At 70.8% G+C, this 24,061-nt stretch carries 26 protein-coding genes; 18 read left to right on the top strand and 8 right to left on the bottom strand.

The window, feature by feature from the left end; translation table 11 throughout:
• The first annotated feature begins 14 nt into the window (after nt 1–14).
• Nucleotides 15–677, top strand: a complete 663-nt coding sequence (locus Aiant_RS20155; protein WP_212847105.1) for a TetR/AcrR family transcriptional regulator — start codon at nt 15–17, stop codon at nt 675–677.
• 173 nt (nt 678–850) lie between these two features.
• On the opposite strand, the gene Aiant_RS20150 is transcribed toward Aiant_RS20155, so the two are convergent.
• Nucleotides 851–2,314 carry an Ig-like domain-containing protein gene (locus Aiant_RS20150; protein ID WP_189332179.1) on the bottom strand — a complete coding sequence of 488 codons (1,464 nt, stop codon included), beginning with the start codon at nt 2,312–2,314 and terminating at the stop codon, nt 851–853.
• A gap of 152 nt (nt 2,315–2,466) precedes the next feature.
• Between Aiant_RS20150 and Aiant_RS20145 the strand changes: the two genes are divergently transcribed.
• Genes Aiant_RS20145 through Aiant_RS20135 form a run of 3 tightly spaced genes read left to right on the top strand, consistent with a single transcriptional unit; the run spans nt 2,467 to nt 5,536 of the window.
• Nucleotides 2,467–3,615, top strand: a complete 1,149-nt coding sequence (locus Aiant_RS20145) for a Gfo/Idh/MocA family protein (protein ID WP_189332180.1) — start codon at nt 2,467–2,469, stop codon at nt 3,613–3,615.
• Nucleotides 3,615–4,745: a dihydrodipicolinate synthase family protein gene (locus Aiant_RS20140; RefSeq protein WP_189332181.1), complete on the top strand. Its 1,131-nt coding sequence runs from the start codon at nt 3,615–3,617 to the stop codon at nt 4,743–4,745. Before Aiant_RS20145 ends, Aiant_RS20140 begins: the two co-directional genes overlap by 1 nt.
• Nucleotides 4,742–5,536, top strand: a complete 795-nt coding sequence (locus Aiant_RS20135; RefSeq protein WP_189332182.1) for a sugar phosphate isomerase/epimerase family protein — start codon at nt 4,742–4,744, stop codon at nt 5,534–5,536. The genes Aiant_RS20140 and Aiant_RS20135 overlap by 4 nt, the downstream gene beginning before the upstream one ends.
• A 44-nt stretch (nt 5,537–5,580) precedes the next feature.
• Here the strand turns inward: Aiant_RS20135 and Aiant_RS20130 are convergent, their stop codons facing one another.
• The gene (locus Aiant_RS20130) at nt 5,581–5,907 is read right to left on the bottom strand and encodes a TfoX/Sxy family protein (RefSeq protein WP_189332183.1); all 327 of its coding nucleotides are present in this window, start codon (nt 5,905–5,907) and stop codon (nt 5,581–5,583) included.
• Nucleotides 5,908–5,971: 64 nt separating this feature from the next.
• Here Aiant_RS20130 and Aiant_RS20125 point away from each other — a divergent pair, with 64 nt between their 5' ends.
• From Aiant_RS20125 to Aiant_RS20090, 9 genes are all read left to right on the top strand, one after another.
• Complete coding sequence (locus Aiant_RS20125; RefSeq protein ID WP_189332184.1) at nt 5,972–6,547, top strand: RNA polymerase sigma factor; 576 nt, start codon at nt 5,972–5,974, stop codon at nt 6,545–6,547.
• On the top strand, nt 6,544–7,338 hold the full coding sequence (locus tag Aiant_RS20120; protein WP_189332185.1) for a cupin domain-containing protein: 795 nt from the start codon (nt 6,544–6,546) through the stop codon (nt 7,336–7,338). The genes Aiant_RS20125 and Aiant_RS20120 overlap by 4 nt, the downstream gene beginning before the upstream one ends.
• 3 nt (nt 7,339–7,341) lie before the next feature.
• Nucleotides 7,342–8,142, top strand: coding sequence for an ABC transporter ATP-binding protein (locus Aiant_RS20115; protein WP_189332186.1), 801 nt, complete (start codon nt 7,342–7,344; stop codon nt 8,140–8,142).
• Nucleotides 8,139–9,404: a hypothetical protein gene (locus tag Aiant_RS20110; RefSeq protein WP_189332187.1), complete on the top strand. Its 1,266-nt coding sequence runs from the start codon at nt 8,139–8,141 to the stop codon at nt 9,402–9,404. Before Aiant_RS20115 ends, Aiant_RS20110 begins: the two co-directional genes overlap by 4 nt.
• Nucleotides 9,405–9,835: 431 nt before the next feature.
• Nucleotides 9,836–10,426 (top strand): hypothetical protein, encoded by a 591-nt coding sequence (locus tag Aiant_RS20105; RefSeq protein WP_245006662.1) that lies wholly within the window; start codon nt 9,836–9,838, stop codon nt 10,424–10,426.
• A gap of 1,497 nt (nt 10,427–11,923) precedes the next feature.
• The gene (mgrA, locus tag Aiant_RS20100) at nt 11,924–12,913 is read left to right on the top strand and encodes an L-glyceraldehyde 3-phosphate reductase (protein WP_229830450.1); all 990 of its coding nucleotides are present in this window, start codon (nt 11,924–11,926) and stop codon (nt 12,911–12,913) included.
• Between the two features lie 43 nt (nt 12,914–12,956).
• On the top strand, nt 12,957–13,124 hold the full coding sequence (locus tag Aiant_RS45805; RefSeq protein ID WP_229830397.1) for an NAD(P)-binding domain-containing protein: 168 nt from the start codon (nt 12,957–12,959) through the stop codon (nt 13,122–13,124).
• 17 nt (nt 13,125–13,141) lie between these two features.
• On the top strand, nt 13,142–13,642 hold the full coding sequence (locus Aiant_RS20095) for an NAD-binding protein (RefSeq protein ID WP_229830400.1): 501 nt from the start codon (nt 13,142–13,144) through the stop codon (nt 13,640–13,642).
• 41 nt (nt 13,643–13,683) lie between these two features.
• On the top strand, nt 13,684–14,520 hold the full coding sequence (locus Aiant_RS20090) for a hypothetical protein (RefSeq protein WP_189332190.1): 837 nt from the start codon (nt 13,684–13,686) through the stop codon (nt 14,518–14,520).
• A 36-nt stretch (nt 14,521–14,556) separates the two neighbouring features.
• On the opposite strand, the gene Aiant_RS20085 is transcribed toward Aiant_RS20090, so the two are convergent.
• Nucleotides 14,557–15,213, bottom strand: a complete 657-nt coding sequence (locus tag Aiant_RS20085; protein ID WP_189332191.1) for a MerR family transcriptional regulator — start codon at nt 15,211–15,213, stop codon at nt 14,557–14,559.
• A gap of 85 nt (nt 15,214–15,298) precedes the next feature.
• Between Aiant_RS20085 and Aiant_RS20080 the strand changes: the two genes are divergently transcribed.
• Complete coding sequence (locus tag Aiant_RS20080) at nt 15,299–15,883, top strand: DUF4188 domain-containing protein (protein WP_212847103.1); 585 nt, start codon at nt 15,299–15,301, stop codon at nt 15,881–15,883.
• 1 nt (nt 15,884) lies between these two features.
• Here the strand turns inward: Aiant_RS20080 and Aiant_RS20075 are convergent, their stop codons facing one another.
• Nucleotides 15,885–16,214 (bottom strand): ArsR/SmtB family transcription factor, encoded by a 330-nt coding sequence (locus Aiant_RS20075; RefSeq protein ID WP_189332192.1) that lies wholly within the window; start codon nt 16,212–16,214, stop codon nt 15,885–15,887.
• A gap of 220 nt (nt 16,215–16,434) precedes the next feature.
• Here Aiant_RS20075 and Aiant_RS20070 point away from each other — a divergent pair, with 220 nt between their 5' ends.
• A complete protein-coding gene (locus Aiant_RS20070) occupies nt 16,435–16,806 on the top strand; it encodes a hypothetical protein (protein WP_189332193.1) in 372 nt (123 codons plus the stop codon).
• An 83-nt stretch (nt 16,807–16,889) separates the two neighbouring features.
• On the opposite strand, the gene Aiant_RS20065 is transcribed toward Aiant_RS20070, so the two are convergent.
• The 4 genes from Aiant_RS20065 to Aiant_RS20050 all read right to left on the bottom strand — a co-directional run bounded on the left by Aiant_RS20065 (nt 16,890) and on the right by Aiant_RS20050 (nt 21,064).
• Nucleotides 16,890–17,555 carry a hypothetical protein gene (locus Aiant_RS20065; protein ID WP_189332194.1) on the bottom strand — a complete coding sequence of 222 codons (666 nt, stop codon included), beginning with the start codon at nt 17,553–17,555 and terminating at the stop codon, nt 16,890–16,892.
• A gap of 56 nt (nt 17,556–17,611) precedes the next feature.
• Nucleotides 17,612–18,211 (bottom strand): biotin transporter BioY, encoded by a 600-nt coding sequence (locus Aiant_RS20060; protein WP_189332195.1) that lies wholly within the window; start codon nt 18,209–18,211, stop codon nt 17,612–17,614.
• A 144-nt stretch (nt 18,212–18,355) separates the two neighbouring features.
• Nucleotides 18,356–20,290, bottom strand: a complete 1,935-nt coding sequence (locus Aiant_RS20055; protein WP_189332196.1) for a M4 family metallopeptidase — start codon at nt 20,288–20,290, stop codon at nt 18,356–18,358.
• Nucleotides 20,291–20,464: 174 nt separating this feature from the next.
• Complete coding sequence (locus Aiant_RS20050) at nt 20,465–21,064, bottom strand: DNA mismatch repair protein MutL (RefSeq protein ID WP_189332197.1); 600 nt, start codon at nt 21,062–21,064, stop codon at nt 20,465–20,467.
• A gap of 36 nt (nt 21,065–21,100) precedes the next feature.
• Here Aiant_RS20050 and Aiant_RS20045 point away from each other — a divergent pair, with 36 nt between their 5' ends.
• The 3 genes from Aiant_RS20045 (at nt 21,101) to Aiant_RS20035 (ending at nt 24,015) form a co-directional block, all read left to right on the top strand.
• Nucleotides 21,101–21,787, top strand: a complete 687-nt coding sequence (locus tag Aiant_RS20045; protein WP_067690995.1) for a response regulator transcription factor — start codon at nt 21,101–21,103, stop codon at nt 21,785–21,787.
• On the top strand, nt 21,784–23,103 hold the full coding sequence (locus tag Aiant_RS20040) for a HAMP domain-containing protein (RefSeq protein WP_189332198.1): 1,320 nt from the start codon (nt 21,784–21,786) through the stop codon (nt 23,101–23,103). Before Aiant_RS20045 ends, Aiant_RS20040 begins: the two co-directional genes overlap by 4 nt.
• 105 nt (nt 23,104–23,208) lie before the next feature.
• Nucleotides 23,209–24,015 carry a lytic polysaccharide monooxygenase gene (locus tag Aiant_RS20035; protein ID WP_189332199.1) on the top strand — a complete coding sequence of 269 codons (807 nt, stop codon included), beginning with the start codon at nt 23,209–23,211 and terminating at the stop codon, nt 24,013–24,015.
• Nucleotides 24,016–24,061 lie beyond the last annotated feature (46 nt).

The raw sequence follows: 24,061 nt of genomic DNA, 5'->3' as shown, positions 1-24,061 counted from the left end.
TTAAGATGGGCCGCATGGCGAAGAGGGAGCGGGGCACGCTGAGCCGGGCGGAGATCGTCAAGGTGGCGCTGGAGGTGGCCGAGGCGGACGGCGCGGAGGCGCTGACCTTCCGGCGACTCGGCCCGGCGCTCGGGGTGGCGCCCACCGCGGTGCTGCGGCACTTCCGGGACAAGGACGAGCTGCTGCTGGCGATCGGCGCGCAGCTGCTGGAGCACGCGCTGTCCGAGGTGGACACGGACGAGCCGGACTGGCGGAAAAGGATCATGTCGCTGGCCCGGGCCAGCCGCCGCGCCTTCGTCACGCATCCCCGGGTGGCCGCCCTGGTCGCCACCCGCACGCTGCGCCAGGAGGCCGAGTTCCGCACCGTCGAGCTGATCATCGGCGCCCTCGAGCAGGCCGGCCTGCACGGTCGCGCCGCCGCCAGCATGTACCGCGCGGTCGCCGACACCATCCTGGCCTGGACCGCCTTCGAGGCGAACGTGCACGCCGTGGGCCTGGACGTGATGGACCGCGACGGCCTGGCCTGGACCAGGGAATACGTCGTCCTGCCCGCCGACCGCTACCCGCACATCCGCAACGTCGCCGAGCACCTGAGCGACGTCAACCGCGAGGACCAGTTCGAGCTGGCGCTGGAACTCATCCTGGATGCGGTCGAAATGCGGGCAAAACCTATTTGATACGCATTACCCCTCCCACCACCGCACCAGCCCCGTCCCGTGGCTACCCGCGAGGCCCGCGTGGGCACCGGGCCGCCCGGCGACCGCCGGGCTGAATCCCGGGTCGAGAAGCATCGCCGAGACGCCGAAGGGGAGACCCGGCCGGGCCTCCCCTTCGGTGTGTCATGTGCCGGTCAGCGGCGGTAGGTCCGCTTCGTCGAGTACTTCACGTTCCCGGCGCGGTCGTACGCGCGGAGCTGGACGGTGAACTTCTTGCCGAACTTCTTCGGGTTCAGGGTGAAGCTGAAGGCGGCCTTGCTGTCGGTCGCCACCACCTTGCCGTTGACCAGCAGCTGGACCCGGGCGATGCCGAAGCGGTCGGCGGCGATGGCCTTGACGGTCACCTTGCGGGTCAGCTTCGCCCGGTTCTTCGGCGCGGTGCCGAACCTCACCGCCGGCGCGGTGTTGTCGACGTAGACCGACCGGCGCAGCTGCGTGAGGTTGCCGGCCTTGTCCTTCACGTCCCAGGCCAGGGTGTGCCGGCCGTCGGCGACCGCGCGGCTGTTGACGTGCACGTACCACGGGCTGCGCTCGGTGAAGCCGGTGCCGCGGAAGTCGTCGAAGTAGACGGCCAGGTAGGCGGCGCCGGTGGCGTCTCGGAAGTTGCTGACCCCGGCGCCGAAGGTACCGCGCAGGTAGCTCGACCCGGGCGCGCCGGCCGCGACCGGCTTGTCGTTGTCGACCACGACCGAGCGCGTCTGCTCGGTGACGTTGCCCAGGTGGTCGTACGTCTTGACGGTCAGCGTGGCCGGACCGTTCGCAGTGCCCGCCGCGAGGTCGAGGTCGGCGACGCCGGCGCCGTTCAGCGTGGCGGTGTCAGCGAGCACGCCGTTCAGGTACAGCTCGGCCCGGTCGACGGTGGCCGGGTCGGACGCCTCGACCGCGAGCGGCTGGTGGACGCTGACGTAACCCGCCACCTGCGGGAACCGGACGGTCGTCGCCGGCCCGGTCCGGTCCACCCACAGCCAGGCCGAGTTCTGCGTGGTGTTGCCCAGGTCGTCGGTGGTGGTCGCGGTCAGCTTGACCACGCCCTCCGGGAAGGCCGAGGTGTCCCAGGTGACCGGCCACGGCGCCGCGGTGGCCGTGTCGATGACCTGGCCGCCCACCGACAGCTGGATCCACCGGACGGTGTCGGCGTCGCCGGCCGGGGTCAGTGAGAACCGCTGGATGCCGGTGAAGCTGTTGTTGCTCGCCGGGTACTGCTGGCTGCTGCCCCAGCCCTGCGGGAAGCTCGCCAGTGGCGCGTAGTTGTCGACCCGGACGGTGACCTTCCCGGTCGGCGTCTTGTTGCCGTCCTTGTCGACGGCGACCAGGTAGACCGGCACGTCCTGGTCGATGATGCCCCGGGTGTTCCAGCTCAGCGACCAGGGCGCCGCGTAGTCGTAGGCGACGGGCGCGTTGTTCGCCCACAGCTGGAGCTGGGCGACGTCGGCCTCCGCGGCCACCGTGGGCCGGAGCTCGACAGTCCGGTTGACGCGGGCGCCGGGTGCGATGCCGAGGTCGGTGACCGGCCCGTCGGCGGCTTGCGCGGGCGAAGCGAAGACGAGGCCGGCGGCCAGGGTGGTGAGAGTGGACAAGGCGACGGTGCGATGACGCATAGGTTCCCCCGTGCTCAATGGTGATCGGATACTACGGCCGGCCTCCGACAGTCACCAGAGGGGTCCGCAGTGGACCCTTGTCTCCGAACGCGTTCGAGCCTTACGCTGCAAGCAGCAGGAAAGCGCTTTCCTAAAGGAAGAGGTCGCGGCACATGGCAGCGCGCAGATCGATCGGAATTGTGATCAACGGAGTGACCGGCCGGATGGGGTACCGGCAGCACCTGGTCCGCTCCCTGCTCGCCATCCGGGAGCAGGGCGGCGTCGCCCTGCCCGGTGGCGGCCAGATCTGGCCGGAGCTGATCCTGGTCGGCCGCGACCCGGACAAACTCGCGGCGCTCGCCGCACGGCACGGCCTCACCGAGTGGACCACCGACCTGGACGCCGCGCTGGCCCGGCCGGACGTGGAGATCTACTTCGACGCGCAGGTCACCCAGCAGCGGGAGAAGGCGATCCGCCAGGCGATCGCGGCCGGCAAGCACGTCTACACCGAGAAACCCCTCGCCGAGAGCTCGCCGGCGGCCGAGGAGCTGGCCGAGCTGGCCGCCGCGGCCGGCATCCGCAGCGGCGTGGTCCAGGACAAGCTCTTCCTGCCCGGCCTGCGCAAGCTGAAGCGGCTGATCGACGGCGGCTTCTTCGGCCGGATCCTGTCGGTGCGCGGCGAGTTCGGCTACTGGGTCTTCGAGGGCGACTGGCAGGCCGCCCAGCGTCCGAGTTGGAACTACCGGCTGGCCGACGGCGGCGGCATCGTGATGGACATGTTCCCGCACTGGAACTACGTGCTGGAGGAGCTGTTCGGCGCGGTGCGCAGCGTGCAGGCGACGACCGCCACGCACATCCCGGTCCGGGTCGACGAGCGCGGTGAGGAATACACCGCCGACGCCGACGACGCGGCCTACGGGATCTTCGAGCTGGAGGGCGGCATCGTCGCCCAGATCAACTCGTCCTGGGCGGTCCGGGTCAACCGCGACGAGCTGGTCGAGTTCCAGGTCGACGGCACGCACGGCAGCGCGGTCGCGGGCCTGCGCGGCTGCAAGATCCAGCACCGGGCGACCACCCCGAAACCGGTGTGGAACCCCGACCTGCCGGTCACCTTCTCGTTCCGCGACCAATGGACCGAGGTGCCGGACAACGACGAGTTCGACAACGGCTTCAAGGTGCAGTGGGAGGCGTTCCTCCGGCACGTCGTCGCCGGTGAGGCGTTCCCCTGGGACTTCGCCTCCGGCGCCCGCGGCGTCCGGCTCGCCGAGGCCGGCCTGCGGTCCGCCCGCGAGGGCCGCCGCATCGAGCTGGGGAACGCCTGATGGCCACGGTGAATCTGCCGTCCGGGCCGCTGACCCTCGCCGGGCGGCGCCTCTGGGAAAACCCGGAAACCCCACCCCGAACCCGATTCGCGTACGCCGCGGCGCACGTGGTCGCGGATCCGCGGGCCGAGAACGCGCCCGGCGCGCCGGCGGTCCTGGACTGGGAGGCGACGCTGGCCTTCCGGCATCACCTCTGGTCGCACGGCCTGGGTGTGGCCGAGGCGATGGACACCGCGCAGCGGGGGATGGGTCTCGATTACGCCGCGACCAAGGAGTTGATCCGGCGCAGCGCGGCGGCGGCCGGGGGCCGGATCGTGGCCGGCGTCGCCACGGATCAGTTGGCGCCCGGCCCGGTGACGCTCGACCAGGTGCACCGGGCCTATGCGGAGCAGCTCGCGGATGTGCTGACCGCGGGCGCCGGGCCGGTGCTGATGTGCAGCCGGCACCTGGCCGCTACCGCGCGGGACGCCGACGACTATCTGACGATTTATCGTTCGTTGTTGGATACTTCGGACAAGCCGGTGATCCTGCACTGGCTCGGTACCGCGTTCGACCCGGCGCTGGAGGGCTACTGGGGCTCGTCCGACGTGGACAAGGCCACCGAGACGGTTCTCGAGCTGATCACCGCGAACCCGGCCAAGGTCGACGGCATCAAGATCTCGCTGCTCGACGCCGGCCATGAGATCCGGCTGCGCCGCAGGCTGCCCGCGGGGGTCCGGCTCTACACCGGCGACGACTTCAACTATCCGGAGCTGATCCGCGGCGACGAGCAGGGCCACTCGGACGCGCTGCTCGGCATCTTCGCCGCGATCGCCCCGGCCGCGGCCGCCGCGTTCGCCGCGCTGGACCGCGGTGACCTGGACGAGTACGACCGGATCTTCGCGCCGACCGTTCCGCTGTCCCGGCACATCTTCGAGAAGCCGACCTTCTACTACAAGACCGGCATCGTCTTCCTCGCCTGGCTGGCCGGTCACCAGTCGCACTTCACCATGGTCGGCGGGTTGCAGTCGGGTCGTTCGGTGCCGCATTTCGCCAGGCTGGTGGAGCTCGCCGACGCGGCGGGCCTGCTGCCGGATCCCGACCTGGCGGCACACCGTGCCAACCGATTCTTCGAGGTGGTCGCCGGATGAGCCGGTTCTCCTTCAACCAGATCACGGCGAAGCTGTGGGACCTGGAAGAGATGGTGGCCGGGTGCGTCGCGGCCGGCGTGGACAAGGTCGCGCTCTGGCGGGAACCCGTTGCCGAGTACGGCCTGGACCGCTCCGCCGCCCTGGTGCGTGACGCCGGGCTGACCGTGACCACGCTCTGCCGCAGCGGGTTCTTCCAGCTGCCGGACTGGTTCGACGACAACCGCCGGGCGATCGACGAGGCCGCCGCGCTCGGCACCCCGGTGCTGGTCCTGGTCTCCGGCGGTCTGCCGGAGGGGTCGCGGGACATCGCGGGGGCACGCCGGCACGTCGCCGACGCGATCGCCCGGCTCGCGCCGCACGCGGCCGCGGCCGGGGTGACCCTGGCGATCGAGCCGCTGCATCCGATGTACGCCGCCGACCGCTGCGTGATCAGCACCTGGGACCAGGCCATGGCGATCGCCGAGCAGCACCCGGCCGGGCAGGTCGGGGTCACCGTCGACACCTACCACCTGTGGTGGGACGACACCGTCCTGGAGAAGATCGCGCGGGCCGGCGAGCGGATCGCGATCTACCAGCTCGCCGACTGGATCACCCCGCTGCCGGCCGGCGTGCTCACCGGGCGCGGGCTGCCCGGGGACGGGTGCGTGGACATGCGGGCGTTCCACGACGCGGTGGACAAGGCGGGGTACACCGGGCCGATCGAGGTCGAGGTGATGAACGCCGGCCTCTGGGAGCGGCCCGGGCGGGACGTGCTGGACGCGACGCTCAGGGCGTACGAAAGCGTCCTGTGAAAGCTGGAATCGGTCGCGGCCAACGGAGTCCGGACCGGTTCCTTTCACTTGGGTGGCAGGGAAGCGGCGAAGTCGAGGCCGGCCCGGAGCCAGCGGGCCAAGCCGTCGTCGTCGAGGCGGTCGCCGTCCACCACGATCCAGTTCTTCATCGGGCGGCCGGTGAAGTCGAAGGCCCGGGTGCCCGGCTCGGCCAGGGCGGCCTCCCCGGCGGCCGCGCCGAGCCGCACGATCAGGTCGTCGCCCATCACGCCGACGGCCATGTTGCCCTGCACCATGAAGGTGATCCCGCCGAACATCCGCTTGTCGGTCACCCCGTCGACGTCCCCCAGCGCGTCCCGGATCCGGTCCGCGAGTGCCTCGTCGAAAGCCATACCTCAACCTAACGACCTCGGCGCCTCCGATGTGTGACCCATGCCACTCTGATGTGACAACCGAATGCGCTGTGCCGTCGTCTTGCTGGATGTGAGACGAAGTCTGGACGCGGCCGACGAGGCGGAGCTCGTGCGCCGCACCGCAGCCGGCGACCGGCGCGCCTTCGACGAGCTCTATCGGCGCACCTCGCCGTGGCTCGCCGTCCGCCTGCGCCGCCGGTGTGCCGACGCCGACGTGGTCGCCGACGTCATGCAGGAGACCTACCTGGCCGTCTGGCGCGCCGCCGGCGACTTCGCCGGGTCGGCCACCGGCGGCAGCGCGGTCGGCTGGCTCTGGACCATCGCCGCCAACCGGCTGGTCGACGCGTTCCGCCGGCGTGCCCGGCAGGAGAAGGTGCCGGTCGCCCACGCCGAGACCACCGTCCCGGCCGCCGAGGACGAGGTGATGGCCGGCCGGGTCGGTCACGAGCTGGAGCAGGCGCTGCTCACCCTCCCGGCCGATGTCCGGCAGGTGCTGCGCGCCATGGTCCTCGACGGTCTCTCGGTCCGGGAGACGTCCCTGCTGCTCGGCGTGCCGGAGGGCACCGTGAAATCCCGGGCGCGGCGGGCCCGGCTCGCGCTGCGGGAGGCGCTGTCATGACCGGACACCCCAGCCCATCGACGATCTCTCGCTACGCCGCCGGCGACCCGCATCTCGACGAGGCCACCCTCTGGTCGGTCGAGGTGCACCTGGAGGAGTGCGGCGACTGCCGGGCCCGGCTGGCCGGCAGCGTCCCGGAGGATGTCCTGACCCTGCTCGACCGGGTGAGCGACGGGGTGGATCAGGGCGTCGCGGCCGGGCCCGCCCCGGTCCCGATGCGGCGGCGCTGGTCCGCCGTGCGAAACCGCTGGCTGGTCTGGCAGCTGGTCCCGTGGCTGACCATGACCGGCGCCGTCCTGGCCTGTGCGGTGCTGCTGCAGGCGTTGCAGCCCAGCATGCCGTCGCTGGTGCTGCTGCTGGCGCCGGTCGCACCGCTGCCCGGCGTGGCGGTCGCCTGGAGCCGGATCGGCGACCCGGCCTGGGAGCTGGTCGCCGGCACCCCGGCGGCCGGCCTGCCCCTGCTGTTGCGGCGCACCGCCACGGTGCTCGCCGTGATCATCCCGATGCTCGCGCTGGCCAGCGACCGGGCCGGGGTCTCCCTGGCTCTGGCGTTGCTGCCGTGCCTGGCCTTCACCACCACCGCCATCGCGCTGGGCGCCCTGATCGGGGTGCGCCTGGCCGTGTTCGGTCTGATCGCCGGCTGGTCGTCCGCGGTGGTCCTGCCGGCGGTGCTCACCGCCCACCTCCCGGTCGTGCTTCAGCCGGGCAGTCTCGGCGTCTGGGCGTCGCTCGCGGTGGCCTCGGCGGCCTTCGCGACGACCCGCGCCGACCGCTTTCTCAGGAGGAAATGACTTATGCGTACGGTGAGCGCGGCGGAGACCGCCTCCACCACCCACCCCTGGGCGGTGCACACCGAGGGACTGCGCGTCCGGGCCGGCCGGCACCTGGCCGTCGACGGGCTCGACCTGAGGCTGGGCACCGGCGTGCACGGCCTGCTCGGGCCGAACGGTGCCGGCAAGACGACACTGATGCGCGCGCTGGCGACCGTGATCGAGCCGGCCGGCGGCAAGCTGACGCTGCTCGGCGAGTCCGTCGACGGGCGGGCCGACCTGCGCCGCGTCCGCCGCGGCCTGGGTTACCTCCCGCAGGCGTTCGGGTTCTACCCGCGCTTCACGGTGCGCGAGTTCGTGGAGTACATGGCCTGGCTCAAGGAGATGCCCAAAACAGCGGTGCCCGGCGCCGTGCAGCGGGCCATCGAGCGGGTCGGTCTCGCCGACCGCGCCGACGCGCGGCTCAAGACGCTCTCCGGCGGCATGCTGCGCCGGGTCGGCATCGCCCAGGCGATCGTCAACGACCCGGCGATCCTCCTGCTCGACGAGCCGACCGTCGGGCTCGACCCGGAGCAGCGCCTGGACTTCCGGGAGCTGCTGCGCGACCTGGGCGTGGACAGCTGCGTGCTGGTCTCCACCCACCTGGTCGAGGACGTGGTGGCCGCGTGCTCCGACGTCGTGATGATCAACCAGGGCCGGCTGGTCTTCCAGGGCACCCCGGACGACCTGATCGCCCAGGGCGCCCCGGGCGACGCGGGTGACAGTGCCGCCGAGCGCGGTTACTCGGCCCTGCTCCGCCGGCACCGGGCGGAGGCGGGCCGATGAGTCGCATCCTGGGGATCGAGATTCGCCGGTCGGCCGCAATCGGATCCGCGTTGATCCTGCTCGCGGTCGGCGTCGCCCTGCTGTATCTGTTCGACGAGGAGGACTGGTCGGCCGGCTGGATGCAGCTGGCCATGACCCAGCGGCTCTACCTCGCCCTGCTCTGGCCGCTGGCCCTGGCCGCCGGCGCGTGGCAGGGCCGCCGCGAGCACCAGTCGAACGTGATCGAGCTGTTCGCCAGCACGCCCCGGCCGCGGGCCCACCGGACCGTGCCGACCCTGCTGGCGATGGCCGTCACCCTCGCCGGTGGCTACCTGCTGATGGGCGTCGCGGGCGGTGTGTCCCTGCTCGGCGCCGCGGCCTACCTGCCCCTGTCGGTGCTCGCCGTCACCGCGGTCGGCGTGCTGTCCCTGGTCGCGGCGGCCTGGCTGGGCCTCGCGGTCGGCCGCCTGCTGCCCTGGCTGATCACCGCGCCGGTCCTCGCGGTGGCCGGTCTTGGGCTGCTGCTGACCATCCCCGGCGCGACCCGTCCCCGGGGCTGGCTGGCCCTGGTCTTCTCGCCGATCTACGAGATGAACATGCCGGACGCCTACGCGACCGTCTCCGGCCCGATCAGCGCCGCCCAGGCGATCTGGCTGGCCGCGCTCGCGGTCACCGGGATGCTGCTCTTCGCGACCGCCGGCTGGCGCTCCCGGGTGGCGGCGCTGCTGCCGGTGGTGCTCGGCGCCACCCTGGCCATCGCGGTCATGCCGCACCGGAACAGGATGATCGTCGACTCGGTGGACCCGGTGGCGAAAGCGCTGGTCTGCGCGAAGGACGAGCCCCGGGTGTGCGTCAGCCGGGTGCACGAGGGGCTGCTGCCCGACGTGGTCCCGCAGGCCCGGGCGGCGCTGACGGTCCTGGCCAAGCTGCCCGGCGCGCCGACCCGCGTCAGCGAGGACAACACCACCTACTTGCCGTATGTGCCGGCCCCGCGGACCGCCGACGTCGCCCTGGTCCCGATCCGGACCGGCCACATCTCCGACCTGACCCCGGAGATCGTGGTCGCCGCGTTCGCCCGGTCGTACGACTGCGAACAGGGCCCCGCCTGGGCCGACTCGCTCGCGGCGGCCTACTGGCTGCTCGGCCGCAAGCCGGTATCCGACGAACCGGACGTCGCCGCCGACGCCGTGAGCCGCTGGGAGCAACTGCGCGCCCTGCCCGCCACCCAGGCCACGGCCCAGATCGCCGCCGTCCGCAAGGCCGCCCTGGAGTGCAACTCATGAGCAGCCCGCCGCTGTGCCCGCATGCCGAGTCCGTCCCCGTCAACCAGGCTGGCTTGGAGCGCGCCTCATGAGCCGGTTGCCGTTGTGTCTGCGTGTCGGGTCTGTCGTCGTCGGCCAGGCTGTCCTTGGGTGTGGCTCATGACCTGGTCGCCGTCGTTGTTCCTGCGTGTCGGGTCTGCCGCCGTCGGCCAGGCTGGCTTGGAGCGCGCCTCATGAGCTGGTCCCGTTGTGTCTGTGTGTCAGGTCTGTCGCCGTCGGCAAGGCTGGCTTGGAGCGCCTCATGAGCCGGTTGCCGTTGTGTGTGCGTGCCGAGTCCGTCGCCGTTGGCAAGGCTGTCCTGGGGTGTGGCTCATGAGCCGGTTGCCGTTGTTCCTGCGTGTCGGGTCTGCCGCCGATAGTGCGGTGCTGGAGGGTGAGTCGTGAGAGGGCTGATGCTGTACCTGCGATCCCGGCGGGCGCCGATGGCGCTGGCCGTGGCCGGTGGCTGCGCGGTCGCGATGTGGTCGTTGTGGGCGGCCCTGTCGGAGACCCGGGACGTTGACCCGCAGATGGTCGTGCTCACCGTGCTGCTGCTGGTGGCCACCCTGACCGTCACGCTCAGCAGCCCGGACTATGCCCTGGACCGCACCGCCGCGCTGTCCTGGCCGCCGCGCCGGGCCGCGCACCTGCTGGCGATGCTGCTCATCGTGGTGGGGCTGCTCGCGGTCACGCTGCTCACCCCGGCCCGCTTCGGCCCGCTGGCGGTGGTGCTCCGGGACGCTGCCGGGCTCGTCGGCCTGACCGCGCTCGGCGCCGCCCTGCTCACCCCGGCCCGCTCCTGGTTCCTGCCGCTCGGCTGGACCCTGGCCGCCACCCTGTTCCCCCGCACGGAAACCGTCGCCGCCCAACTCCTCACCTGGCAGTCCCAGCCCTCGGGCACCACCCCCGCCACGCTGCTCGCCGTCTCCTTGGCGGTATCCGGGCTGCTCACCTACGCCCTCTTCGGCCCGTCACGCCAAGCCACCGCCGAAGTCCCCGCCTGACCCGCGTCACCCCGACGCCGACCGGTCTGCCCCACCTCGTCACAACCGCGGCGGCCACTCCCGCCGGCCCTGCTTCGGTCACGGTGCTGGTTGCCGCCGATCCTGTTTCGGCCGCGGTGCTGGTTGCCGCCGGTCCTGTTTCGGTCGCGGTGCTGGTTGCCGCCGATCCTGTTTCGGTCGCGGTGCTGGTTGCCGCCGGTCCTGTTCCGGTCGCGGTGCTGGTTGCCGCCGATCCTGTTTCGGCCGCGGTGCTGGTTGCCGCCGGTCCTGTTCCGGTCGCGGTGCTGGTTGCCGCCGGTCCTGTTTCGGCCGCGGTGCTGGTTGCCGCCGGTCCTGTTCCGGTCGCGGTGCTGGTTGCCGCCAGCCCTTTTCGGTCACGGTGCTGGCTGCCGCCAGCCCTGCTTCGGTCGCGGTGGCAGTGCCGCCGGCCCTGTTCCGGCCGCGGTGGTGGCTCCTGGCGACCCTGTTCTGGCCGCGGCGGCCGCGGCTTAGCTCCGGCTACGGTGGCGGCTCACGGCGACCTTGTTCCGAGTCGCGGCGGCCGCTCACGGCGAAATTTGTCCGAGTCGGGGTGGCGGCTGGTGGCGAGCGTGTTTCGGCCGGGCAGCGGCTCACGGTGATGCTGTTCCGGCTGACGGCTACTCACGTTGGCCCTGTTCTGACTCGGGGCGGCGGCTGATGACGGCCCTGTTCTGGCTCGGGGCGATGGCTGATGACGGCCCTGTTCTGGCTCGGGGCGGTGGCTGATGGCGGTGCTGTTCCGGCTCGGGGTGGTGGCTCACGGCGGCCCTGTTCGGGCGGCGGCGGCGTGCCTGGACGCTGTCGCTGGCTGGCGGGGGATTCGTGCGGCGAAGCGGACCCGCACGACACGCGTTGCGGTCGTGCGGGGGCTGGGGCCTCGCGTGCCGATTGCCACGGGGCTCCGAGTCGTACCAAAGAAAATGCCGAAAGCGGGCAAGCGGTGTCGCGGCAGCGGGTGAGGTGGGGAAGCGGCGCGGGAGCGGGCGGTGTTGTCGCGGTGGGTGGGGTTGGTGGTGCGGGGGCAGGCGGCGTCGCGGCAGCGGGTGAGGTGGGGAAGCGGCGCGGGAGTGGGCGGTGTTGTCGCGGTGGGTGGGGTTGGTGGTGCGGGGGCAGGCGGTGTCGCGGCAGCGGGTGAGGCTGGGAAGCGGCGCGGGAGCGGGCGGTGTTGTCGCGGTGGGTGGGGTTGGTGGTGCGGGAGCAGGCGGCGTCGCGGCAGCGGGAGAGGTTGGAAGCGGCGCGGGAGCGGTCAGCGTCGCGGTATAGGGAGAGGTCGAACGGCGGTGGGAAGTGGGTGGCGAGGTAGCGGAGAGGTCGAACGGCGGGGCGGAGCGGGCCGTGCGGCAGCGGGGAAGTGTCGGAGTGGGCAGACGGCACCGAGTGATGACGGCAGTGGCCGCAACGGCGGCAGCACCCCCCGGATTGCGGTAGGAATCAACGGTGACTTCCTATGCGGCCGCGTCGGCCCGTTATGACGCTATGGAGTACCGCCGCTGTGGGCGCAGCGGCCTGAAACTGCCCGTGATCTCGCTGGGGTTGTGGCACAACTTCGGTGACGACAAGCCGATCGAGACGCAGCGTGCGGTGCTGCGGCGTGCCTTCGACCTCGGGGTCACGCACTTCGACCTGGCCAACAACTACGGGCCGCCGTACGGTTCCGCGGAGATCAATTTCGGTCGGCTGCTGGCCGAGGACTTCGCGCCCTACCGGGATGAGCTGGTCATCTCGACGAAGGCCGGTTATGACATGTGGCCCGGGCCCTACGGTGAGTGGGGGTCGCGGAAGTATGTGACGGCGTCGCTGGACCAGTCGCTGCGGCGGATGAAGCTGGACTATGTGGACATCTTCTACTCGCACCGGTTCGATCCGGAGACGCCGCTCGAGGAGACGATGGGCGCGCTGGACGCCGCCGTGCGGGCGGGTAAAGCGCTCTATGTCGGGATTTCGTCATACTCCCCGGCCAAGACCGCAGAGGCCGCCGCGATCCTCAAAGATCTTGGTACACCGCTGCTGATCCACCAGCCGTCCTACTCGATGCTGAACCGCTGGATCGAGGACGAGCTGCTCGGCGTGCTGGAGCAGGTCGGCGCCGGGTGCATCGGCTTCTCGCCGCTGGCGCAGGGCATGCTCACCGACCGCTATCTGAACGGGGTGCCGCAGGGTTCCCGCGCGGACGAGCAGAAGTCGCTGACCAAGGAGTGGCTGACCGAGGAGAACCTGGAGAAGATCCGGGCGCTGAACGCGATCGCCGAGCGGCGCGGGCAGAGCCTGGCCCAGATGGCGATCGCCTGGTCGGTCCGGGACCCCCGGATGACCTCGGTGGTGCTCGGCGCCAGCAGCGTCGCCCAGTTGGAGAACAATCTGGCCGCGCTCGGCAACACGTCGTTCAGCGAGCAGGAGCTGGCCGAGATCGATCAGCACGCGACCGAGTCCGGCATCAACCTGTGGGCGCGGTCGAGCGCGTACTGAGTACCCGAAGCGGCGCGAACGGATGGATGCGTACGGTTTGACCATGACCGAGAAACTCACCGTCAGCGTCCTCGGCACCGGGATCATGGGTGCCGCGATGGCCCGCAATCTGGCTCGCGCCGGCCACGTCGTGCGGGTCTGGAACCGGCACCGGGACCGCGCCGAGCCGCTCGCCGCCGACGGCGCGCACGTCGCCGGCACCGCGGCCTGATCTTCTTCGACGCGCCGGTGCTGGGCACCCGCCAGCCGGCCGAGGCCGGGCAGCTCACCGTGCTGGCCACCGGACCGGCCGAGCACCGGGACGCGGTCGCGCCGGTCTTCGACGCGGTCGGCGCGCGCACGGTGTGGACCGAGTCCGCCACCCGGCTGAAACTGGTCGCCAACAGCTGGGTGCTGGCGGTCACCCACGGAACGGCCGAGACGCTGGCGCTGGCCAAGGGCCTCGGCGTCGACCCGGCGAGCTTCTTCGACCTGATCAAAGACGGACCGCTGGACATGGGTTACCTGCACGCCAAGGGATCCGCGATCCTCGAGGACCGGCTGTCGCCGCCCAGCTTCGCGGTGGTCACGGCCGAGAAGGACGCGCGGCTGATCGTCGATGCGGGCGCGGCGCACGGGGTACGCCTGGACGTGGCGGCCGCCGGCGCGGAGCGGTTCCGCCGCGCCGCGGAACTGGGGCACGGGGACGAGGACATGGCGGCTTCGTACTATGCGAGTTTCGAAGGATAGAACCACTATCCAATCGACATCTCTCGCTGTAGCTTCACGGGATGAAGGACGTCACGCCCGCGATCCGTGCCGGATTCCTCCTCCCGCTGGCGCTCTGCGCCGGTCTCCAGGTGCTGTTGCTCTTCGTGCTCGGCGGCCGGGGCTTCGCCTGGACGTTCACGTCGCCACTGTCCGCGGCCACGATGGGCGCCGGCTACTGCGGCGGCCTGGCCATGCTGGTCTCCGCGCTGCGGCTGCGGCGATGGGTGGACGTCCGGGTGGCGTACCTCAGCACTCTGCTGCTGATGATCCTCATGCTGCTGGTCACGCTCCGCTACGCGGATCAGACCCACCTCGGCGGCGGTGACATCGTCGCGTTCGGCAACGCCTGGGGCTGGCTGATCGTGCACCTGCTCGCTCCGGTCGTCGGCGCGGTCCTGCTGGTGGTGCAGCTGCGCGCGCCGGGCCGGATCCCGCCGCGCGAGTTTCCCCGCCTCTGGTTCACCGTGCTGCCGATCGCCGTGGTCGCCGTGATCGGCACCGGCGTGGGCCTGTTCGCCCTGCTCCGGCCGGCCGCGGCCGCCGACGCCTGGCCCTGGCCGGTCAGCGAGCTGGACGTCTCCGCGCTGGGCGTGTGGGCCCTGGTCTTCGGCGTCGGCTCGATCCTCGCCATCCGCGAGGGCGATCCGGACCGCCAGCGCGCCGGCGCCGTCAACTACCTGGTCGCGGGCACGGCGAGCGTGATCGCCTTCGTCCGCTATCTCGGCGAGGTCCGCTGGGACAACACCCTGAGCTGGATCTACCTGGTCCTGATGATCCTGCTCGCCCTGACCGGCGCGATCGGCTGGCTGATGGCGGGCCCCGCCGAGCGCTGGAGGTCCCCGGCTTTGGCCGATTAAGACCACGTTTTGCGTACGCCCGGAGCAGCCCCGCCGTCACACCCCGTCGAGCGGGCTGATCGGCCGGCGGTTGTGCAGTCGCGCCGAGACGTCCTCGTGGGCGAGCCGCCGGACGGCCAGCAGGATCGGCTCGTACAGCACCGTGTAGGCGACCGTGGCCTCGATGGCCTCGTCCAGGTCCCGATGGCCGTCGATGAACCGGTACTCGCCCTCGGCGAGCGGGTGCATCGCCGCCGCGTACCGGCGCACGTGCTCGATCCCGTCCCGGTACCCGAGCCGGCGCAGCGCGACGATGGACCTGGTCAGCGCGTTCAGGGACGGGCTGAAGTCGTTGATCAGCCAGCCCAGCTCGGTCATCAGGGCCAGCACCTCGCCGTGCGTCTGGTCCCAGAGCGGGTCGTCGGTGGGCGCCTCGACCAGCGGCGGCAGCATGTATTGCGCGACCCCGAGCCGCTCGTGCCGGCTCAGCGTGCTCTCGCCGGCCGCGAACAGCACGTTGCGCACCTGGTCGATGCTCATCCCGCCGATCTGCTGCATGGCGCGGACCAGGCGCAACCGCCGCAGATGGCTGTCGTCGTAGTCGGACTGGCGCGCGGTGACCGGCGCCCCCGGCTCCAGCAAGCCCTCCCGCAGGTAGAACTTGATGGTCGCGATGGGCACACCACTCTCGGTGCTGAGCTCGGACAGGCGCACGCTGAGCCATTCTTCCCCAACGGTCTGGACAGCGACCGGCGTCACTAGGATAGTGGAACTATCCTACGGATCGAGGAGGCCCGCCATGGCCGGTTCGGCACTGTTCCACGGAGCTCAACTGCTCATGCATCCGCGCTGGCAGCGCACCGGGCCGGTCGACGACCAGGTGCGCCGCGGCCGGTTCATGGCGGACAACGAGGAGCCGATCGCGGTCTTCCTGGTCGGCATGCGGATCAACCGGTTGCGGTCGCTGCGCACCTGGCTGGCGGTGATGTTCGCGATGCCCGGGATGCTCCGCGAGCTGGCCGCCGACCCGGAGAGCGGCCTGCTCGGCTACCAGATGCTCGGCGGCCCGGGCCTGCGCCAGGTCACCCTGATCCAGTACTGGCGCCGTGCCGGTGACATCCGCGCCTTCGCGCACGACGGTGGCCGGCTGCACCGCCCGGCGCAGGACCGGTTCTGGAAGAGGTACTTCGCCGGGAACGGCGCGGTCGGCATCTGGCACGAGATGTTCTCCGTGCCGAAGGGCGCCTACCAGTGCCTTTACGGGGACATGCCGGCCACCGGGGTCGGCGCCGTGCGTGGTTTGCAGCCGGTCGTCCCGAAGGGCGAGCACGGGGGCTATCAAGCCACCACGGAGCCGATCTTCCACTCCCAGCTGCGCGGCTGACTCAGTCCTGGGCGCGGAGCTGGACCAGCAGGCCGTCGCGGTCGGTGAGGACGGCGCCGAGGATCCGGCGGCCGGCGGCCAGCAGGTCGGCGACGTCCGGGGTGCTCAGGGCGTACATCACCAGGGCGCCGTCGCGGAACGTGATCACGATGCCGGCCCGGCGGAGCACCGCGAGTTGCTGCGAGAGGTTCGAGGCCTCGACGTCGATCTCGGACAGCAGGTCGCGGACCGGTTTCGGGCCGTCCTGGAGCAGCTCCAGGACGCGGATCCGGACGGGGTGGCCGAGGGTCCGGAACATCTCGGCCTTCGCCTGGTACAGCGGCACGGACACGACGAGTCCCCTCCAGTCATTCACACCGGCAAACGCGGGAGGGGAGGACCCGGTTACGCGTCTTCAGCTCTTTCGGAGTTGCGAAAATCTTCAACTCCTTCGGTGCCATCACCAGCATGCGAGCTGGTCGACTGTCCAAGCCGGACATCATGTGCGACGGGTTCCGCCGGGTGTCGGTGACAGTCGATGGCGACGGAGCGAGATATCGGAGGAACCCGAAATGCCGGACATGGACGTGGCACTGAAGGATGCGATGCAGATCGACGGCGCGATCGGCGTCGCGCTGGTCGACCGCAGCAGCGGGATGGCGCTCGGCGTGGCCGGCGGCGACCGGAACTTCGACCTGACCGTCGCTGCCGCCGCCAACACCGAGGTGGTGCGGGCCAAGCTGCGCACGATGGAGATGCTCGGTCTGCGCGAGAGCATCGAGGACGTACTGATCACCCTCGACACGCAGTATCACCTGATCCGGCCGCTGACCGGGCGCTCCGGGCAGGGGCTCTTCCTTTACCTGGCGCTGTACAAGGAGCGGGCCAACCTCGCGCTGGCCCGCCACCAGCTCAAGCGGATCGAGGCGAACCTGGACATCTGATCAGCCGCCGTCACGTGTCGCCATTGGCACATCTGTTCGAGTTATCCACAGGCTGTGCGCACAGCCTGTGGGTTGTGGGTTCGTCAGCGGGGCAGCGCGCCGATGCCACCGGGCAGGTGATCCTGATCCGCCGGGTCGACCAGCCTGATCGACCCGTCCGCGACGGTCAGCGCCCGGAGCATGGCGGCGTCCGCGCGGACCAGGGGCGGATACCGGATGCCGGCCCGGTTGAGCGTTTCCGGATCGTCGCTGAGCTGCATCGGGTCCGGGCCGATCCACAGTTGCTCGGTCGAGGACGGGTCGTCGATCAGCAGCAGCGTCTCGACCTCCCCCCGCGACAGGTCGATCACCACCTTGCTCATGCCGTCCCGGAACTGATCGGGTGACGCGACGTCCTCGGCGTCCCGCGCCAGCTGCACGACCATCGGCATGGCGTGCGGCAACGGGTCGTAGGCGGTGATCGCCGCGGGCGGATCGGGCAGCACCTGCCGCATGATCACCTCACCGGCCGTGGCGAACAGGGCGAGTCCGTGCCGGCCCGGAACCTCCGGATGGTGATCCATGACGGCGTCGTCGAGTGCATGCACGGTCAGCGGATCGCAACCGGCGTCGGCCAGCGCGTCCCGTGCGGCGGACCAGCGTGACTCGGCGGCCCGCGAGGCGTCCCCGGCGTCCTGCGATGTGTCGAGATATACCGAAGCCCACGGTCCGGGCCGTTCGTACAGTGGTCGGAGCAGATTGAGTCGCATGTCCTGCCTCCCTGAGTCCCTCGTCTCGACCCGCGAGGTACCCCAACAGAGGCGGCTCAACCAGCGTGTTTGCGGTTCAGCCAGAGCCAGGCGGCGGGCAGCAGGGCAGCCGCCAGAGCGATCTTCAGGAGATCGCCCATCAGGTACGGAAACAGGCCCTGGCAGATCGCCTCGGGCACGTCGAGGGTGGTGGCCAGCGCCAGCCACGGCACGCCGATCAGATAGATCAGCAGGTTGCCGATCACCATGAGTCCGATCGTGTAACCCGGGCGGCGGTCGGCGCCGAGCGCGGCGAGCTGGCCGACCAGCGCCGCGGCGACGACGAAACCGAGCAGGTAACCGCCGGTCGCGGCGGGCCAGCCGGAAGCGCCCGCGGCGAACCACGGGACGCCGAGGATGCCGGCCACCGCGTACACAAGCATGCCGGCCGCGCCGCGACCGGGACCGAGCACCGCGCCGGCCAGCAGCACCGCGAAGGTCTGTCCGGTGATCGGGATCGGTGAGCCGGGCACCGGGAGAGCGATCTGGGCGGCCAGGCCGACAGCGCCGGCGGCGCCCACGATCAGGATCACGTCGCGGACGGCGGACCGGCCCCACACGTCGGCGAGCACACCGGTCGGGCGGCCGGGCACCACCGCCCCGAATACGTCAGTCACTGTCGCGACCTCCCGTCCTGCGTTGACGGGAACCGTAAGCGTCGAAGATCACGGTCCGGCGTCACTGTGGCTGGGGCCACATCGGACTGTCATGCCGGGAGGGGCGCTGCCGACGGCAGCGCCCCTCGTGCTCACCCGTGAGGGTCAGAGAGTGAGCGTCCAACTGTTGATGTAGCCGGTGTCCGCCGAGTAGACGTCCTGGACCTTCAGGCGCCAGGTCCCGTTCGCCGCCTCGCTGGAGAGGTTCTTCGTGTACGTCGTGGCGACGTTGTCCGCGCTGTCGCTGCTCGACGTGGCCTTCAGGTTGTAGACCGTGCCGTCCGGCGCGACCAGGTCGACCCGCAGGTCACCCCGGTAGGTGTGGACGATGTTCACGGCGATCGTCGAGGTCGACGAGGCGCTGCGGGCGCAGCCGCTGATCGCGATGTCGCTGTAGACCGCCGAGCCCGCGTCCGGGATCGAGACGTCGGTGCCGTTGGTGCCGCTGCAACCGGCCGGCGGGTTCGAGGTGCTCTGCGACGGGGTCGGCGAGGTGGTGCCGCCGGTGCAGGTCGGGTCGGCGGACTGGGCCGGCACGCTCACCGCGTCCCAGGCGGCCTTCGTGGTGTTGAAGAGCCCGCAGGTGCTGTCCAGGGCCTTGGCCGCGGTCAGCGTCCAGGTGCGGTACTTCAGGTACGACGAGCTGCTGGTCTTCATCAACATCGCGTTGTACATGATCTTGGTGGCGGTCTGGATGCCGACACCGGTGATCGCGCCGGAGCCGGAGCACCGGCTGCTGGACGGCTGGCCGTTGGTCGGGTTGGTGCCCTCGGCGAGCAGGTAGAACCAGTGGTTACCGGGGCCGGCCGCGGCGTGCACCTCCTGGCTCGGGGTGCTGGACGAGTAGCAGTTGTCGTCACCGGCGAGCGACGGGTTGTACATGTACCGGATCGGGCCGGAGCCGACCAGGTTGATCTCCTCGCCGACCTGGTAGTCCGGCGGGTCGTTCGGGTTGTTGGCGTAGGCCTCGGTGGCCGCGCCGAACACGTCGGCGACGAACTCCTGGGTGTTGCCGTTCGAGATGCCACCCGGGGTGTTGTCGTCGATGCCGTGGCCGAGTTCGTGGCCCACCACGTCAGCCGAGGAGATCCACTGGTTGGCGGTGTTCTTGCCGATCTGGACCTGGGTGCCGTCGTAGTACGCGTTCTGGTCGTTCAGGCCGACCCGGATCGGCCACGCGCCACCGCTGCTGGAGAAGCCGGTGCGGCCCAGCCAGCTGGACAGCATGCCCTTCTCCTTCTGCGCGACGTAGAACGCGTCGACGCAGCCGGTCTCCTTGTTGGTGCCGGTGCCGTTGCCCCACGCGTTGTCGGTGCCGCTGAAGGTCGTGTTGGTCGACGCGTCCTGGCAGGTCAGCGACGTGATGCTCGGGTCCTTCAGGCTGTAGGTGCTGCCCGAGAGGGTGGTGTCCAGGCTGACCGAGCCGTTGATCCAGCCGGTGCCGGTGCCGGTCACGTCGGTCACGTGCTCGTAGGTGCGCAGCACCTTGCCGGAGGCGGCGTCCACGTCGACGGTGAGGCGGCTCGGGCCCTCGGCGCTGGTGCCCCGGATGGTCGACTCCCAGGCCAGCGCCGGGGTGCCGGTCGTGGCCAGGACGATCAGCTTGGTGCCCTCGACGGTGGCCACCGACTTCAGCTCGCTCTTGGCGATCTTGAGGGAGTCGGCGGCGCTCAGGCTCGGGGTGGTGTTGATCGTGCCGAGCGGCGCGTCCTGCGCCACCGACGTGAACTGGACCTGGCCGGCCGCGTCGGTGACGACGACGCCGTCCCCGCCGATCACCGCGAGACCCTTGTAGGTGCGGTCGAACGGGACGTACTGAAGCTTGTCGGTGGTGATCACATCGTGCTGGACGAACGCCTCGTCAGCGGAGGCGTGCAGCGCCGCGGGCGGGGCCGCGAGCAGGTTGGATGCGGCCTGCGCGGCTGCCTGAGGCGAGGGCGGCGGAGTTTGAGCGGTCGCCGGTTGGGCGACGGCCACGGCCACCGCGGCGGCCGCTGTTGCGGCGACCGTGGCGGCGACGACAGGGGTACGGGATTTCACGCACTGCTCCTTTCCCGCCCGGGGGGTTGGCGGGCGGGCTCAACCGTCCGTAGACGATGGGTCACACCTGGATGACTTGTGGTGTGACGTTAGGCATCGACGGACGTCACCGAATCAGGGAAAACCCTTGCGGTTCCTGAATGGCGCCTGAGAGCGTGCTCAATTAGGAAACTTCTATGATCCGATCTCGTTGACCTCGACGAACGGCGCGTCGTTCCACCAGATCGCGCGGATGATGAAGCTGTGCCCGGTCTCGTTGAAGTAGACCGCCATGTCGTCCGGCTCGCTCTGCGTCTTCTCCACCGCGTAGCCGTCCGCGGGTGTCGCGGTGACCAGGGAGACCACGCCCCGGCTGGTCATTTTGATCACCGCTTGGCCGCCGGCGCAGGTGTAGGAGCGGACGTACGTCTTCACGCCGTCGCTGCCCGTGGTGACCGTCCAGCCGTTCTCGACCGTGGGGGCCGGCGTGGTCGCGGCCGGTGCCGTGGTGGCCGGCTCGGTCGTGGGCTTCTTGCTCGGCTTCCGCGTGACCTTCGGCGTCCGGTCCGGGGTGGGGGAGGTGGACGGCGGAGCGGGACGGGCCGGTGCGGTGGTGGAGATCGGTGGCTGCTGCACGTCGATCTTGGCGGCCGGCACCTGATCGATGTCCGGCAGCGCTCCCACGTCCGCCCGGGCCGCGTTGAGCACCGGAAGCAGGGCCACCCAGGAGAGCACGATGCTGGTCGCGGTCGCCACGAACCACCCGGCTATCGGCACCCACCTGGAAGATCGCACGAGGCCATCCTCTCACCTGGTCCTATGGTGTACGCCATGGCGTTGATCCTGTTGGTCGAGGACGACCGCAACATCGCGGCGGCACTGACCCGTGCGTTGACCGACGCCGGGCACGTGGTGCGCCCGGTCGGCCAGGCTGCCCAGGCGCTGAAGATCGTCACCCAGGAACGGCCCGACCTGGTCATCCTCGACCTCGGGCTGCCCGACATCGACGGCACCGACGCGCTGCGGATGATGCGTACCGTCTCCGACGTGCCGGTCATCGTGGCGACCGCCCGGCGCTCGGAGGCGGACATCATCGCACTGCTGAGCGCCGGCGCCGACGACTACGTGACCAAGCCGTTCTCCGGCGGGCACATCCTGGCCCGGATCTCGGCGGTGCTGCGCCGGGCGCGGACCACCACCGAGCAGGCGCCGAACGCGATCACGGTGGGCGAGCTGGTGATCAAGCCGCGGCAGCGCCGGGCGGAGCTGCGCGGGGAGCCGCTGCAACTGACCCGGCGCGAGTTCGACGTGCTGGCGTACCTGGCGGAGCGGGTGGGTCAGGTGATCAGCCGGCGGGAGCTGATGAACCAGGTGTGGAACCAGGCGCGGATCGGTGAGGAGCAGACCATCGACGTACACATCTCCTGGCTGCGTCGCAAGCTCGGGGAGACCGCCGCGAAGCCGCGCTTCCTGCACACCGTCCGCGGTGTCGGCGTCATGATGGTCGATCCGCAGTGAGGTGGGCGCTGAACCGGCTGGCCCTGGCGATCACCTCGATGGTGGCGCTGGCCTTCCTGGTCCCGCTCGCCGTCGCGATCTGGCAGATCGCCCACGACAAGGCCATCTCCGAGGCGCGCCAGCAGGCCACCTCGTTGGTCACGGTGCTCGGGGTGAACGCGGATCCGACCGCGCTCACCAACGCGGTGGCCAGCACCTCGGCCGGTAGCGCGGGGCTGCTCGCCGTACACCTGCCGGAGCTGGACCCGATCGGGACCTCGCACCTGCCCCCGGAGACGGTCGACCGCGCGGCGAAGCAGCGCCGGTCGGCGACCGCGGCCGCCGACGGTGGCCTCGCCTACCTCCAGCCGACCGTGCTCACCGACGGCCGGACCGTGGTGGTCGAGGTCTTCGTGACCGACGAGGAGATGCGCCGCGGCGTCTGGCCGGCCTGGCTGGCGCTCGGTGGGCTGGCCGTCGTGCTGGTCGGCGGCTCGACCCTGCTCGCCGACCGGCTGGGGGCGCAGCTGGTCCGGGCCACCCGCCAGCTCGCGGTTTCCGCCCGCAAACTCGGCGGCGGCGAGCTCAGCGAGCGGATCGAGCCGACCGGGCCGCGCGAACTGCGCGACGCGGCCCAGGCGTTCAACACCATGGCCGGGGACCTGCGCCGGCTGCTGGACCGCGAGCGCGAACTGGCCGCTGACCTCTCACACCGTTTGCGTACGCCGTTGACCGCGCTCCGCCTGGACGCCGAGACCATCCCGCCCGGCCCGATCGCCGACCGGATGCGGGACGCCTGCGACCTGCTCGACGAGGAGCTCGACGCGATCATCAACGGCGCCCGGCTGGGCGTCGAGGTGCGCGGCACCGAGCAGTGCGACCTGGTCGAGGTGCTGGCCGACCGGCTGGCCTTCTGGTCGGTGCTGGCCGAGGACCAGGAGCGCCCGTGGGAGGTGGTCGGCGGGCACGAGCCGGTGATCGTGCCGATGCCGCAGAGCGAGGTGATCCTGGTCGTTGACGCGATGCTGGGCAACGTCTTCTCGCACACCGACGAGGGGGTGGCGTTCCGGGTCAGCGTCTCGTCGACCGGGCTGCTGGTGGACGACGCGGGACCGGGGATCGCCGACCCGGCGGCCGCCGTGCAGCGCGGGTTCAGCGGGGCCGGGTCGACCGGGCTCGGGCTGGACATCGTGCGGCGGGCGGCGGATACCGTACGCGGGCAGTTGGTTGTCGGGCGAAGCCCGTTGGGTGGGGCTCGCGTGGGTTTCCTGCTCACCTCGGCCGGCGACCTTCCTGAGGAGCCGCAACCGCGCCGGCGGCGCCGGGCGGTCCCATGATCGGGTTTCAGGCGGGTTTTCGGTCGCCTTAAGGCTCCGTTATGGCAGCTCTCCCTAACGTTCCGGCCCGTAAGTAAGCCAGGACGAGATGTCTGGAGAACTGACATGCGCAGGAAGATCGCCTACCCGCTGGCCACCCTCGGGATGGTCGGGTCCACCTTGGTGATCGCCTCACCGGCCCTGGCACACGGCTACGTCTCATCGCCGCCGAGCCGGCAGGCGCAGTGCGCCGCCGGCACCGTCTCGGACTGTGGCGCGATCCAGTTCGAGCCGCAGAGCGTCGAGGCACCGAAGGGCTCCAAGCAATGCAACGGTGGAAACGCCAACTACCCGGTCTTGAACGACGACTCCAAGAGCTGGAAGCGCACTACCGTCGGTACCTCGGTCACGTTCAACTGGGTGCTGACCGCCCGGCACCGGACCGCGACCTGGGTCTACTACGTCGACGGTACCGAGGTCGCCACGTTCAACGACGGCAACGCGATCCCCGAGGCGACCGTCAGCCACAAGGTGGACCTCAGCAAATTCAAGGGCAACCACACGGTCCTGGCGGTCTGGAACATCGGGGACACGGCGAACGCCTTCTACAACTGCGTCGACTTGAACGTTGGTGGCAGCGGCTCCTCGACGCCCACCACGGCGCCGACCACCGCGGCCCCGACGACCGCCCCGACCACCGCGCCCACAACGGCCGCGCCGACCGCGACCGCTACCACCGCGGCGCCGACCGCGACCGCAACCAGCTCCGGCGGCTCCTCGACGAGCGGCAGCGAGTGGGCGCCGGGCGTCAGCTACAAGACCGGTGACGTGGTGACCTACAACGGCGTCTCCTACACGTGCCGGCAGCCGCACACCTCGATCCACAGCTGGGAGCCGTCCGTGTTCACCCTCGCGCTCTGGCTGCCGCTGTGAAGCGCGGCCTGGTAGCGGTTGCGCTCCTTCTCGCGGTGGGCGGATG

The organism is Actinoplanes ianthinogenes, from assembly GCF_018324205.1.
GTDB classification, from domain to species: domain Bacteria; phylum Actinomycetota; class Actinomycetes; order Mycobacteriales; family Micromonosporaceae; genus Actinoplanes; species Actinoplanes ianthinogenes.
The sequence above is the reverse complement of the archived record's forward strand: the minus strand, read 5'-3'. Positions and strand labels throughout refer to the sequence as shown.